Annotated in this window: 15 protein-coding genes; 5 read left to right on the top strand and 10 right to left on the bottom strand. The window is 57.7% G+C overall.

The features are described 5' to 3' along the window. Positions 1 to 1,999 precede the first annotated feature (1,999 nt). The gene (locus tag Q8N04_09490) at positions 2,000 to 2,503 is read right to left on the bottom strand and encodes a response regulator (protein MDP3090899.1); all 504 of its coding nucleotides are present in this window, start codon (positions 2,501 to 2,503) and stop codon (positions 2,000 to 2,002) included. 90 nt (positions 2,504 to 2,593) lie between these two features. Between Q8N04_09490 and Q8N04_09485 the strand changes: the two genes are divergently transcribed. Both Q8N04_09485 and Q8N04_09480 read left to right on the top strand, forming a co-directional pair. Next, entirely contained in the window at positions 2,594 to 2,974 is a 381-nt protein-coding gene (locus Q8N04_09485; GenBank protein ID MDP3090898.1) for a hypothetical protein, read from the top strand. Positions 2,975 to 3,093: 119 nt separating this feature from the next. After that, positions 3,094 to 3,957, top strand: coding sequence for an SDR family oxidoreductase (locus Q8N04_09480; GenBank protein ID MDP3090897.1), 864 nt, complete (start codon positions 3,094 to 3,096; stop codon positions 3,955 to 3,957). On the opposite strand, the gene Q8N04_09475 is transcribed toward Q8N04_09480, so the two are convergent. The 6 genes from Q8N04_09475 to Q8N04_09450 all read right to left on the bottom strand — a co-directional run bounded on the left by Q8N04_09475 (position 3,951) and on the right by Q8N04_09450 (position 8,260). Continuing rightward, positions 3,951 to 4,865, bottom strand: a complete 915-nt coding sequence (locus Q8N04_09475; protein MDP3090896.1) for a hypothetical protein — start codon at positions 4,863 to 4,865, stop codon at positions 3,951 to 3,953. The genes Q8N04_09480 and Q8N04_09475 overlap by 7 nt on opposite strands. A gap of 74 nt (positions 4,866 to 4,939) precedes the next feature. Beyond that, positions 4,940 to 5,389 carry a hypothetical protein gene (locus Q8N04_09470; protein MDP3090895.1) on the bottom strand — a complete coding sequence of 150 codons (450 nt, stop codon included), beginning with the start codon at positions 5,387 to 5,389 and terminating at the stop codon, positions 4,940 to 4,942. 45 nt (positions 5,390 to 5,434) lie between these two features. Continuing rightward, positions 5,435 to 5,866 carry a cytochrome c maturation protein CcmE gene (locus Q8N04_09465; GenBank protein MDP3090894.1) on the bottom strand — a complete coding sequence of 144 codons (432 nt, stop codon included), beginning with the start codon at positions 5,864 to 5,866 and terminating at the stop codon, positions 5,435 to 5,437. A 51-nt stretch (positions 5,867 to 5,917) separates the two neighbouring features. Further along, entirely contained in the window at positions 5,918 to 7,096 is a 1,179-nt protein-coding gene (locus tag Q8N04_09460; protein ID MDP3090893.1) for a hypothetical protein, read from the bottom strand. A gap of 27 nt (positions 7,097 to 7,123) precedes the next feature. Further along, complete coding sequence (locus Q8N04_09455; protein MDP3090892.1) at positions 7,124 to 7,342, bottom strand: hypothetical protein; 219 nt, start codon at positions 7,340 to 7,342, stop codon at positions 7,124 to 7,126. Positions 7,343 to 7,537: 195 nt separating this feature from the next. After that, entirely contained in the window at positions 7,538 to 8,260 is a 723-nt protein-coding gene (locus tag Q8N04_09450) for a chlorite dismutase family protein (protein ID MDP3090891.1), read from the bottom strand. Positions 8,261 to 8,419: 159 nt separating this feature from the next. Here Q8N04_09450 and Q8N04_09445 point away from each other — a divergent pair, with 159 nt between their 5' ends. The 3 genes from Q8N04_09445 to thpR are packed head-to-tail and all read left to right on the top strand — an operon-like array spanning position 8,420 to position 10,927. Next, positions 8,420 to 9,004 carry a hypothetical protein gene (locus tag Q8N04_09445; GenBank protein ID MDP3090890.1) on the top strand — a complete coding sequence of 195 codons (585 nt, stop codon included), beginning with the start codon at positions 8,420 to 8,422 and terminating at the stop codon, positions 9,002 to 9,004. A 16-nt stretch (positions 9,005 to 9,020) separates the two neighbouring features. After that, entirely contained in the window at positions 9,021 to 10,322 is a 1,302-nt protein-coding gene (locus Q8N04_09440) for a competence/damage-inducible protein A (GenBank protein MDP3090889.1), read from the top strand. After that, entirely contained in the window at positions 10,319 to 10,927 is a 609-nt protein-coding gene (gene thpR / locus Q8N04_09435; protein ID MDP3090888.1) for an RNA 2',3'-cyclic phosphodiesterase, read from the top strand. The genes Q8N04_09440 and thpR overlap by 4 nt, the downstream gene beginning before the upstream one ends. Here thpR and Q8N04_09430 read toward each other — a convergent pair. The 3 genes from Q8N04_09430 to Q8N04_09420 all read right to left on the bottom strand — a co-directional run bounded on the left by Q8N04_09430 (position 10,924) and on the right by Q8N04_09420 (position 12,501). Next, a complete protein-coding gene (locus tag Q8N04_09430; GenBank protein ID MDP3090887.1) occupies positions 10,924 to 11,562 on the bottom strand; it encodes a hypothetical protein in 639 nt (212 codons plus the stop codon). The genes thpR and Q8N04_09430 overlap by 4 nt on opposite strands. 210 nt (positions 11,563 to 11,772) lie before the next feature. Beyond that, positions 11,773 to 12,099 carry a PilZ domain-containing protein gene (locus Q8N04_09425; protein MDP3090886.1) on the bottom strand — a complete coding sequence of 109 codons (327 nt, stop codon included), beginning with the start codon at positions 12,097 to 12,099 and terminating at the stop codon, positions 11,773 to 11,775. Between the two features lie 75 nt (positions 12,100 to 12,174). After that, positions 12,175 to 12,501, bottom strand: a complete 327-nt coding sequence (locus Q8N04_09420; GenBank protein MDP3090885.1) for a PilZ domain-containing protein — start codon at positions 12,499 to 12,501, stop codon at positions 12,175 to 12,177. Between the last annotated feature and the right edge of the window lie 230 nt (positions 12,502 to 12,731).

Below are 12,731 nucleotides of genomic sequence, written 5' to 3'. Positions count from 1 at the left end.
CCCAGCACCAAGAAGTTTGTTCCTGTTTCACAGATATTTTCGTGAGAGAAATATGATCATCTTTACAAGCCGATGCTAGGGGGGTATTCATTAACGACAAAACGATTGCAGGAGGTAGGACAACGGGAGGGTTATAGATTGCCTCAGATGGTTTTGGGGTCTGAGGAGGAGCCTGTTCCACGAGTACGCTTGTGGTCGTACAGGCAGTTAAGCTAAGGGCTAGGAGGATAAGTTTGGATAGCGGTAAGGTGCCAGACAGGGAAAAGGTGTCAGGAACCTTTCCGCTCTTTCCACGAGTGCTTGTACAGAGACCGGTCTGATCTTGAGGATAAGGAAGGAACTGATGTGCCCTGCGAATTTGAAGCGCCATCCGTGGCATCTCCTTCTGTCGCATTCGACCAGACTACCCGGGGACTTTCGTACCGTTCGGCTGCTGGTTCCTTCTAACTAGGCTTCCCACATACTGATGAGACCGTCAAAGTGTGCGCGTACAACTTTCTAGAAAGTGGCATTTCTACGGGAAAACAAGCGATTATTGAACACACGCTACGCACTATTTGATGGTCGGCTCAGTAACTTGTGCAATGCCCCTTTAGAATGGGGCCGATAGGCCCTGGCTAGGAATATCGTTATAGGCCTGCGTTTCACCCTGATTCCCCTCATTCAGGCATCAGGAAAACCCTGACCCTCACTATCCGCTTCAGATCTTCCACAGGCTTCCGATATGGAATCTATGTCTATTTTTGAGCGCATGTGTCTTCGGGCTCTTCATCGATCAAGCGTAATCCTCATAGGCCTCTTCTTGCTTACCGGCTGTCTCCAACTGGATCGGCGTGAGGTGCTGCCTGCCACGGTTCTTGGCTTCGTCTCGTTGCCCGTCGTGATCCCTGTTTCATCGAGGCCACTCACGGAAGATGAATGGGAGTCGACCAGCGTCCTTCGTTCCGCAACGGGAGCCGCCTGGCAGGTCTCGTCGATTCGTCTGGTCCAAGATGACGGTGGCTCCATCCTGCTCCACTCAGACCACCGCTCCGGGTCTCTGCTTCAGGGGCTCGACCCTTCGCTTGTCCATCCTGCTGTCCGTCCATTCCTCTTTCCTTCCTGTGACGTCTCTGCCTTGCCTTAATCCGGTTTGAAGGAGCCGTCTCTCCGGGTATGAATCGAAGAGGCGGCTCCTGTGTCCTCGGCCTGGAGGCGACGGCTGCAGCGAGGAGGGGGTTGGATCCTGGCTGCGTGGAGCGATTCGACTCCGCGTATGCGTCGGATGACACTTGGTCGGCTCCATGCTGAGGCGAGGGGTTGTCCCAAACTGAGTCATGTTTCGCTGATTCTCCCTTATCGGTTACGTTGCGTCATTGCACGCAGTGTTTAGGCTGTCCCGACCTGCGCGCTACTCCTGCCATATCAGCTTCACAACTAGGTAGATGAAGAAGGCCATGAATATGTTGGAAAGTAGGAGGAGAAGTGTGAAATCCATGATGTGCTCCTTTCTATCCCTTCACGGCCGCTTGGCTGCTTTCTATTTTATTTGCGTCTCTGATGGCTGAGACCTTGTGCAAACGCTGAACCATCAACGATGGAATGTCGCTTCCGTCTGAACACGAGTCGATTCGATGATTGGCGTGGGAATTGTGAGCAATGATTTGCTCAGAGGTTTTCTGTTTCACTGTTGAGCCATGCGGCAATGAACCCAAAATAATTCAGGCTGAATCACTTTCGATTCAGTGCCAACGGCACTAGAAGGTTAATGAAGGCTTGGTGTTGCAGGGCCGAATGTCTTTGATCCGTTTGCGGCCAAGACCGCTCGATCTGACGGATGCCGGATCAATTGAGCGAGCGCGGCGGTGGTCGTCGAGCAGGTAGGCCGCGAGGGGCTTCGCTATTCGTAGGGCATGGGAGTTGATCGCACGCGGGGGATGGTGTCTGGCTGGAATGGGAAGGGCTTTCAGTCTGCTGCACAGGCGTTCGGTTCTGTCCCGGCTTCAGCAGGCTCTTGGCCTCACTGGTCGGTGGTCTTGTCGTGAAAGTCCTGTACTGCCTCAAACTCTGAGGGGGAGGCCGTCCTAGGACTTGCGTCTGAAGCATATGAAGGTCTGTTCACCGAGTCCTGCCTGGTTCTGAGCGTGAAGAGATGGACGGCGGTTCTGACTTTTTGCACAAGGACATCCCTCGACACGGGTTTCCGCATCCAGTCGCCCACTCCTTGCTGGATAATGCCTTCAAGGAATTCTGTGTCGTCGGCCCCGCTGCAGACGATGATCGGGATGGCCGGGTGATGTTTCTGGAGGTGGGCGATGAGATACATTCCGTTGCCATTGGGCATGGCCAGGTCGCAGATCACGGCGCAGACTTCACTCGCCAGCACCGGTTGGTTCATTAGCTGTATAGCACTGTTGCCGTCCGGAGCCAGCCAGACTTCATAACCTTGCCGACTGAGCGTCATACGGGTAATTTCTCGAATGTCGGGACTGTCGTCGACCACCAGGATTGTTCCGTATGTCATGGTGCTGTTCCTTTTTCCTTTGAGTATGTCAGGTGCTGATCGCTGGTCGGCTCCATATCGCGCGATTTATTAATGCCCGGTATCTTATTCATGGGTCGGTTGATTTCCCCCAACGTTTTTTTGCATGTTCTGATTCCGCTATTGCTTCCAGATCAGGTTCAGAACAAAAAAGATAAAGATGGCCATGAGAGTGTTGGTGGCGATCAAGATGAGTCCGAAGTCCATGGCGTTCTCCTTTTTTTCGGAGTGATGCTAGACACCCTGTGCAATGTGCGAGCCATGTGGATGCCGGGCCCGCACGATCACTATGGCAGTGAGCAAACATCAATACTGGTAAGACGTTTGGAGTTTTGTTGCGTCGGCACCATGCTGGGGCTGCCGGCGCATGAGGAGGGATGGATGGAATCCAATGCAATTCCCCTTGAATCCAGAGTGATCCACCTTGAAGAATCAGTGATGCGTGATGAGTGACGCGTGACGCGTCTGGACCTGATGGCTGGAACTTATGGATCATGACGAGTAAAGGGCAAGAGATGACCCTGCTCTGCAAAGCTGTTATTGTCGGCGTCACGTACTGAAAGGACAACGGGATGTTGAACAGCAATGGCAAAACAGTGGTGATCACCGGAGCCTCGACCGGAATCGGCGCGGCCTGTGCGTGGCATCTCGATCGGCTTGGCTTTACGGTGTTTGCCGGGGTGCGTCGGATCGAGGATGGTGAACCTCTGAAGGCGCAGGGATCGGTTCGGCTCCAGCCTATTTTGCTAGATGTTACCGATGCGGGCTCGATCGAACAGGCGCGGCGGCAGATTGCCGGGCAGGTCGGGCCGCGAGGGTTGGCCGGACTGGTGAATAACGCGGGCATTGCCGTGGTCGGTCCGTTGGAGGCTGTGCCGATTGCCGATCTGCGTCGGCAGTTTGAGGTGAATGTAATCGGGCAGGTCGCGGTGACCCAGGCGTTTCTTCCGCTGCTCCGCAACGGGCGTGGGCGCATCATCAACATGGGGTCGATTGCGGGGCGCGCCGCGATGCCGGTGATGGGGCCGTACTCGGCGTCGAAGTTTGCGTTGGAAGCGTTGACGGATGCCTTGCGTCTCGAAGTGCAGCAGTGGGGAATTCAGGTATCCATTGTGGAGCCGGGGGCGATTGCCACGCCGATCTGGACGAAGTCCGGTGCGAAGGCGGAAGAGCTAGAGACGGTCACGTCGGAAGAATTGAAGGCTTTGTACGCCGGAGTAATCGCGGGGGTCAGGGCGCGCGTGGCCGAGGCGTCGGCAAGGGCGATTCCTCCCGATGCCGTTTCGAATGCCGTGGTCCATGCTTTGACGGCCTCCCGCCCGAAGACCCGGTATCTTGTCGGAAGAGATGCGAAGATTCGCGCGCTGATGATCAAGGTGCTTCCGGACCGGTGGTCGGACCGGCTGATGACGTGGATTTTGAATCTGCCTCACTGAATGCCGGTGCCCGGTTTCATCCGGCTCAATCCTAAATCTCCCTTTGAAACATCGAACGAAAAGCGCAGTTGCACGGCCAGGTATTTCTGGACCAGGCCGGGTTTGTCGAGCGGCTGGTCCTGCTCCCGATAGATCGCCAATTCCATATCCCTCCATCGAAGGGCCAGCCCGACGATCCAATCCATTTCCGTCGGCCTGGCCTGATTGCTCCCTTCGCGATCGGTAAAGAAATTCACGTCCCCATAGAGCACGACTTTGTTCTTATAGAGGTCGAGGTCGGCGTGGGCCACGTAGCGGAAGAGGGCGCGCCCGGTATTGTCGGGCCGCGCGAAGTAGTTGCTGTTGTGGAACAGCCAGCCGGCGCCCCCGTACATCGTCAAGCTCTGATTGGGAAAGAGATTCCGCCACCAGGCCAAGTCCTGGGCCGACTGGAGTTTGGCCGTGATCATGCCGTCGGCATAGGCCTGCTTGATGCCCCGGCGATCGAGCGGCGCGTCCTGCTCATACTGGAGGCGCCAGCTGACGTGATCGACCACGCCGGTGAAGGCATAGGTGCTGTCCCACTCGCTGAGTTCAATCCAGCCGTTGTTCCGGTCGGAGAAGAAGTTCTGATCGGTATAAAAGGTCAGGTACTGTTTATAGAGGTCGGTTTCAAGATGGACCATATGGCGCAGGCCGACCAGGCCGCTGTTGTCCGGCCTGGCGGCGAATGAAGGATTTCTGACAAAGGCTCCGGTCAGGAGATAACCGGCGAAGAGACTTTCTTCGGACCCGCGGTCCGTGTCGTCGGGATCGTCCATCGAGGGCAGGGGCCGGCCATATTTTTCCAGTGCCCAGGCGCCGGCGGGCAGACCGCACGCGAGAAGCGACAGGATGAGCACGCAGGAAATATGTTTTTGCAGCGCCATGATGGGGTAGGAGTACCATTATTTTTGGCGTGCGGCTAGGCGGAAACTGAAATGTTGAGGAGCGGGTAAAGAACCTATTGCACGCAGGGGTCGAAGATGGCTTCGCAGTCGTTGGAGGCGTCCATGCTCGGGGGCGCGAACCGATAGCGTATATCGGTGACTCGATCCTCCGTCAGCACCACCGTGGCCCAACAGCCATGCCGGTTCGTCGACATGCTGCCTTTTCCCACCGGCTGGGATTCTTCGAGGACCGGCGCTTCCCGATAATATTGGAGGAGGACAACATCGTTGCGGGTTTGTTCTTTGACCGGTTTGCCAGCGCAGGCCAGGACATCGGCTTTCGACTTGCCGATGACTTTCTGTTGATTCGGGTATTCGCCGACGGTAGCCGCGCCTGCGCAACCGGCGATGGACAGTAGTCCCAGCAGGCTTGAGGCAATCGCCAGCAGATGGAACGTGCTACGCTCGGTCTGGGGTGATTTTCGTTCAGGAGATGACGTCTGGTCGGATGGTTTTTGTGCCATGGATCGTGGACCGGTAAGGATTTTTGTGCGTGAGGTGTCGATCAACTATCCGACGAGGTCGGGATTCAAGCGGTTGAGCGGCTTCACTGACAGCGCTTTGATTTCATTGTAGACGATCGAGCGGCCGACTTGGCGCAGGCGACTGAAGACGCCTTCGACGATGACTTGGTCGCCTTCATGGATGTCTGCTTGTCCGAGGCTGATCACTTTGAGCGTCCCGGCCTGGTCTTTCAGGAGGAACCCATACGCCGGTTGTCCTTGGCGGTTAGTGGCGAGTTGCACGTTGGTCACAGCTCCGCTCACCACGACGTCCTGATGATCGTATTGCTCGGGGTGGGCCAGCAATTCGGCGATTTCAAGGAGACCCGCCGCCGATGTCACCGAAAGTGTGCTGACGGTGACGACAGAGAAGACTGCCGGCAGCAGGACTGCAAGCAGTACGAAGAAACCGCGACGTCTGACAGGTTGTGTTGCCATGGTTGAACCTGATTATACCTGAGCGAATGCAATTCGCAAGATCGCCTGTCTCTACCACTTGTCTGAGGCTTTGCCGCTGACGTCTTCTCCGATAAAGTTGTGCAAGATCTGTTTCTGAAGGTCGGTGATCTCCATCTTCGGCTCAGATGAGCCGTCCAGGGCGGCGGTTTCTGCTTTCGGGCGCGGGGCCGTCCGTTTCAGCAGCTCTTCGTCGAGTGCCGCGGGGCTGGTGTCGGTGTCCTGTTGAATGGACACAAGCCGCTGCAACCCGAATAACGTCCGGGTGTTTTCGCTGTGCATCGCATTGGAGCTCGCTCCGTAGACCAGCGAATTCCAGAACTTGACTTCGATCGGCTCAGGCACCGCGCCGACGACATAGGCCGAAAGCTTTTCGATCAAGGCGGACTCGGTTTGCTCCAGACCATCGTAAGCGGCGATGGAGCGTTCGATCGGGGTGCGGGACAGGGTCGCCAATGTGTCTTTCCAGAGATCCAGGGGGGGGATGCTGTTCGGGTTGGCCGGTGTGCCGGTCAAGGCGGCCTGGAGTGCCATCAGATATTGCGACAGGAATTTTACTTTCCTGGCGGCCAACGTGCCGGCAGGAATTCCCCAGATATGGCCGATCTCATGGTCCTGCAACGTGGTCTGATCGGAGGTCTGTCGTTCGCGCTCCGCCAGGGCGAGTCTGGTCTTAAAACGTTCGGCCATACGAATGTGCAGTTGCATTTCAATGGCCAGCCGATAGGTCTGATATTCTTCCGCTGAGATGTCGTTCTTGTCCCATCGTTCTTCCAGCACGCGCAGTGCAGGGCGCGGAACGGCCACACGGGCTTGCGTTTTTAGATTCGCGATGGCCTCAGCGGACACGCCACGGGTGGCCAGGAGTGCCGAGGTTCGGTCAACCAATTTCTCGGCGGTCGCAGCCAGCGTCGTCAGGGCGGTGCATTGGAGTCCGGTGCGTTCGCGGCGGAGCCTGGCGCGACGGCGATATTCATCCCGCCGGCTGATCATGGCCGAGATCGACTCTTCCGTCATCGTCGTAATCGGCTTCTTGCCGGAGACGCAACGGGGATCGGGGCGGTCCGAGACCATGAACAGGATTTCTTCGTGTGTCACGTCCAGGTGTTGGATCAGAAGCAGCTTGAGCATGATGCGGCCCTGAATCGGCAGGTTTGCGACGACGTCCTGGATCAGCTCAGCGGTGAGGGGAGAGGCCATAGTTGAAGGCATAGCGATGGTGTGTCCTGTCTGCGTAGGTTAGGCGTTCCCGGCTTGCTGTTGGTGTGTCTCCAAATAAAGCGCAACGTATTCGCGAACCTCCTGCACGCTGCCGTTAATGAACATCTCTCGCGGAATCTCGATGCGGACCAGTTTGGAAGGATCGATTCCACGGTCTTGGGCGTAGTGCTCGTCAATATACAAGCTCACAGATCCGTCAGGAAATCTGAGGGCATAGAGGGCAGTGGTATCAGCCATGATTCTACCTATTTGATGATGAACGAAGACCTAGTACAGGTAACATATGCGCGAATTGGCTGTCAAAGAGGAATCCCGGCTCCAGCGGCCCTATCTCTAGTTCTGCCGCGGGTTTGGGTGGGGAATCAGGGGCACAATAAAAAACGGCCTTCGATCTGTTGATCGAAGGCCGTCGGGAATCCTCTCAGCGGGTTCTTAGCCGCCGAGTGTATCGAGCGTTTCTTTCACGGTTTTACGGATACAGGTGAAGATCGGCGTATCGCGTAACGTGTAGCGGGACCCTTCGGTTTCGCGCAACGCCATCACAAGGTCGAGGAAGTCTTCCGGTTTATCGCTTTCAAACGCCACCACCCATTCCTGGTCGTCGAGACCGAATGAGTAGGTCGTGTTTAACTTGACTGAGGGGAAGCGATGGCCGACTTCAATATGTTCGTCCATCATGCCCTGGCGGGCCGCCTTCGTCAGCAGGAACCACTCGCGGGTCTTGAGGAAGGGATACACGAATATGTACTTGCCCTTGCCGGGGACCACGGTCAGGCGCTTGCTCTCCTGTCCTTCATGGGTATGATGATCCACGTAGATCGAACGCTTGGTCATGGCCAGGTAGGAGTAGGGGGTCATGATGTACTGGCCCAATCCCGACGCGAGAATCTTCGTGGTCATTTCCTGAAACAGTTCCAGCTCGTAGCTGATGCGCCAGAGCATGATATCGCAATCGCCGCGGATGCCCACCGCAGAGTAGGCGACGACGAGCACGCGACCGGCATATTCTTCGACGGCGCGGAGAAACTCTTGTTTCCCCTTGGTGCGTTCGGCTTCGGGAAGACGGCGCCAGGCAGGATCGACTTTATAGAATGTGAAATTGACGAATTGTCGCTTGGGTGGCTGTGCGGGTGCGGTTTGTTCGGGACTCGACATCGGAACTCCTCCGTATAACGTCTTGAAAAGGCAGGTATGTAAAGAGCGGTTTCTTTAGCACTTCGTCTTTTGATTTGTCAACGGGCGAGAACCGGCCGCGGGGTTCGTTGACAGTGAAAAACCGATCTGTTAGGGCTTCTTGTTACGGAGAGAATTCATATGAAATGCCCGGCAATCGGCTTCATGCTGTGCTCGCTCCTCTCTGCGGTTCCGGCCGGCGCCATTGAGAGCCTGCCAGGTCCCGAACAGATCGCCGCCGCCCTCGACGCAGGCCGGGCTGCGGCCAAGGAGGGGCGGGCGCCGGATTCGTTTTATGTGCGGTTCGGCGCCGAAGATGAGCTGCATCCGAGTGGATTTCTCATCACCAAGCTCGGGGCGCTTTCCGTGATGGCGACGCATATGACGCTGCGGGGGCTGCAGCCCACCGAGGCCGATGTCGCACAAGTCGTCTCGACGAAGACGATGCTGGTGAGCACCGTGATCTTCGGGGATGTGCCGGCCTTTGCTCAGGAGAGTTACATCGTGTTCGATCAAGCCGGGCGCACCATCAAGCCGGTGACGGTGCGATTCGACGGGCAGGCGAACCGGAGCGCCGCCTGGCCGGAACGGCCGCGCTTTAAAGCGAAAGTCGTGGCGTCGTTCGACTACAACGATTTTGATCTCCGGGCGAAGACGACGATCACCGTGTTCCCCGCCTCCGGCGGCGCGGACAGTTTCGTCATCGATTTTGCCGGGATTCAATAACAGGAAATGACATCATATGCATGCTACCCGGTCCGCCCATCGCTCGGTCATTGCTGAAACCATTGCCATCGGGTCTGAACTGTTGGTCGGCGGACGGTCCGATAGCAATTCGATTTTTATTACGGAGGTGCTGGGGCGACTGGGGATCGAGGTCCGTTTCAAGTCGATTGTGGGAGACGATCAGGCCGATATGGTGCGGGTGCTCAAGACCGCCGTGAGCCGGGCGGGGGTGGTCATCATGACCGGCGGGCTTGGGCCGACGGTGGACGATTGTACGAGAGAAGCCGTGGCGAAGACGACCGGGCGGCGACTGGCGCGCCGGAAAGCGGCGCTCGACGGAATGACGGCGCGGCTGGCTCAGTGGGGTCGGACGCCGAACAAAGGGCAGTTGCGGCAGGCGATGATCCCGACCAGCGCGACAGTGGTGGCGAATCCGGTCGGGTCCGCGCCGGGGTTTCTGCTCACGTGGAAGGGGGCGACGATCATCTCGCTCCCCGGTGTGCCGCGCGAGATGGAAGCGATGATGACGGAATCGGTCATTCCGTTCCTGGCGGATCAACTCGCTCGGTCCACAACAATCCCTCCGCAGCCGATCATGCGACTCATTTTTCACACCTGGGGTGTGCCGGAAGCGGATGTCGATGCCCAGTTGCTGGGGGTGATTCCCCAAGGCCTTCCGGTCGACTTGGGGTTGCTGGCTTCGCCGATGGGAGTGCTGGTATCGCTGACGACGAAGTCCGGCGGGGCCAGGCCGGTCTCGGATGCAGTGCTGTCGTCTCTGGCGCAGAACGTCCGTACCAGGTTGAGCGACTGTCTCTTTGCCGAAGGGCGCGAGACGATGGAGGAGGTTGTCGGGCGTTTGCTCCATGAGCAGCGGTTGACGGTGGCGCTGGCGGAATCCTGCACCGGCGGGTTGATCGGTCATCGCCTGACCCAGGTGCCGGGATCGTCCGCCTACGTTGACCGCGGGGCGATCTGCTATAGCAATCAGTCGAAGATCGACATGCTGGCGGTGCCGGAAGACCTGATTGCCACCCATGGCGCAGTCAGTAAAGAAGTTGCCGCCGCCATGGCGAAGGGGATTCGTGAACGGGCCGGAGTATCGGTCGGACTGAGTGTCACTGGCATTGCAGGTCCCGGCGGCGCGACCGCAACCAAGCCGGTTGGATTGGTCTATGTCGGACTCGATGGCGGGGCAAGGGGAGCCATCACAAAAGAGTTTCGCTTTCACGGTGATCGATCGGTCATCAAGCAGCGGTCGTCGCAGGCCGCGCTCAATCTTCTGCGTCTCTGGCTGATCGACCGTGGTCGGACATGATTCGCGCCTTTCTGGCCGTCGAATTGTCCGAGGACGTTCGAGCCCAGATCGAGCGAGTGCAACAGGATCTCAAGTCATCTCTCGCCCGTGAGATGCCGAGGGCCGTGCGCCTCTCGTGGGTGCAGCCAGCCTCGATCCATCTCACGATCAAATTTCTTGGCGATATCGACGAGCAGGGTATTGAGCCATTGCGCGAAGCGCTTGCTGCGGCCGTGCACGCTCAGCGAGTGCTGGCCGTTCCGCTCGAGCGGCTGGGAGCCTTTCCCGTTTTGCACGCTCCCCGCGTCCTGTGGGTCGGGGCTGCGGAACGGTGGGAGCGAGGCGATGAGGCTCAGCGGCTGGCTGAGTTGCATGCGGCAGTCGAAGCCCGGTGCGACTCATTCGGTTTCGCGCCGGACAGCCGACCCCTGAGCCCGCATCTGACGTTGGCCCGGATCAAGGCCGGGGCGCATGAGTTCGGCGACACCCTCGCGTCGAGCAAGCTGTTGGATCGCCCGCTGTCATTGGGTGCCCTGGCGGTGGAGTCGGTTGCGCTGATCAAGAGCGACTTGAGGCCGACCGGTTCGGTCTATACGAAGTTGTGGGACGTGCGGCTGAATGGTTAATGGTTCGGGGCGGGGGCTGGCGATGGACGACGGATCGCATCGGAAATCTGTCGAAGGGCTACGGTCATGTTGCGAAAAGTACGATCGAGGTTGGCCATGACCTCAGGCTCATTCTCTCCCCAGGCCCAAAACGACAACATGAGTTGCTGCCCCCGTTGCCGTTCAGGCGGCCCGGGCAGGGTGGTGAATCTGACTGACGTGATCGTGGCACCGACGGCCCCCCATTCAAATCCCGGATCGATTTCTCCCACGGCGTGAGCGGTGGCGTTGGTCAGCCAGTCGATCTGCTCGGTCGATGTGTTCCACGCCAGGTTCCGGTAGAGAATCATCAGGCGTCCGGAGCACTGCAGGCGTTTGGAGCGCTCTGTACTGAAAGTGGCGGTTGCCCCGTTGAAGGCGCAGTCATTGGACTCCATGGCGGATTCTGGTCCATTGAGCCATTCAAGGAGCCGGTAAAAGGTTTCGGTCGCCGCATAGGCGCTCCACTCCTGCAGATCCTCAATCGACGACCGGATGAGTTCAGGCCTTGTGCAAAAATCATAGTACTTGTGAGCAGGATCTGACTCACCGTCGGTCCAAGGGTGGGACCGGGGGCGTAAGGAGTTTGGATCGTTGTGTTCATACACCTTCATCATCTACCCCATGCCAGGAATGCCCGGCCGCCGATAGGCCCAGCATAGCAAGGAAGGGATCCCAGATGCCCGGGTTAAATGGGGATGCGCCTTACGTGGATGGTTTGAGGTCGAATCCCTTGTGCTGTGAGCAGCGACCTTCACTCGACCGGGTAGGTCTATACGAAGCTGTGGCAAGTGCGGTTAAGCGTGCGGGTAGATATGGCGCGAGCCTCAAGCTTTTTGCGATGCCTTAAACGTCGCAACCAGGCGACGCAGTCGCTCGCGATGAACCGGCCGCAAGTCCTGGAATTCCAGCCCGAAGGTCTGCCCCTGGATCCATCGGACAATCGAGCGGTCCAGATGTAGCTGCCAATCGTAGTCCGGCAGGAAAATGGTGAGTTCGAGAACCATTCCAACGGTCACCGCGGTTTCTGATTCCGCCGCGCACCCGGACTTGGAGAGATCGACGATCACGCCTTCTCCTTCGTGATAATTCTCGCCGGAGAAAAAGAGCCGGCATCCCAATCGAATGCGAGGGGCTTGTCGCGGTTCCTTCATGGCGACCTCTCGAAGGTGTGTGTTGTTGATCCTTGATCGACTGCGCATTGTCCTTCCGCTTTCCCCTTCGGATCCTCAGTCGCGATTCGGAACGGAGGGAAGCTGTTGAATGACCGTAGTCAATCGCTCAAACTGCTCGGGGGTTATCGAGGAAAATTCGAGTCCGAATTGCTCGCCGGAGACCCACCGGACGATAGCCTGGTCGATTTCAATGACAGCATCGGGCTTCCGGACATCGATTGAAACCTTCATGTGTAAGCCTGGAATAACCGGGATGAAACTCTGGACACGGCAGCCGCGAATGGAGAGTTCCACCGCCGTCCCGTTTCCTTCGGGAAGGTGTGTTGACGAAAGTGTGCTTTGGAAGTGCACAGGGTATCGGGCGCAACGGCGCTTATACATCAGGACGCTCCTGGTTGACTGAGTCGGCCTTCCTGACCAACTCCTTTGACTGTGTGCGCAACAGCGCGCGTGATTCACGACGAACAGAAATCCGGCCTGGGGCCAGCAAGTGAATCTATGCGCTCGGAGGATGAAATAGTCCGGAGACAAGAAGGGAGCCATGCAAGGGTGAGTGGAAATCGGCAGTGAGGATTCTGCCGGACGCTAGATAGAGAAGCGAAAGTGCGGAT

Origin of the sequence: Nitrospira sp. (genome assembly GCA_030692565.1) — a bacterium.
In the GTDB taxonomy this organism is placed as follows: Bacteria; Nitrospirota; Nitrospiria; order Nitrospirales; family Nitrospiraceae; genus Nitrospira_D.
Note: the sequence above shows the minus strand (reverse complement) of the source record. Positions and strands in the feature narration are given on the sequence as shown.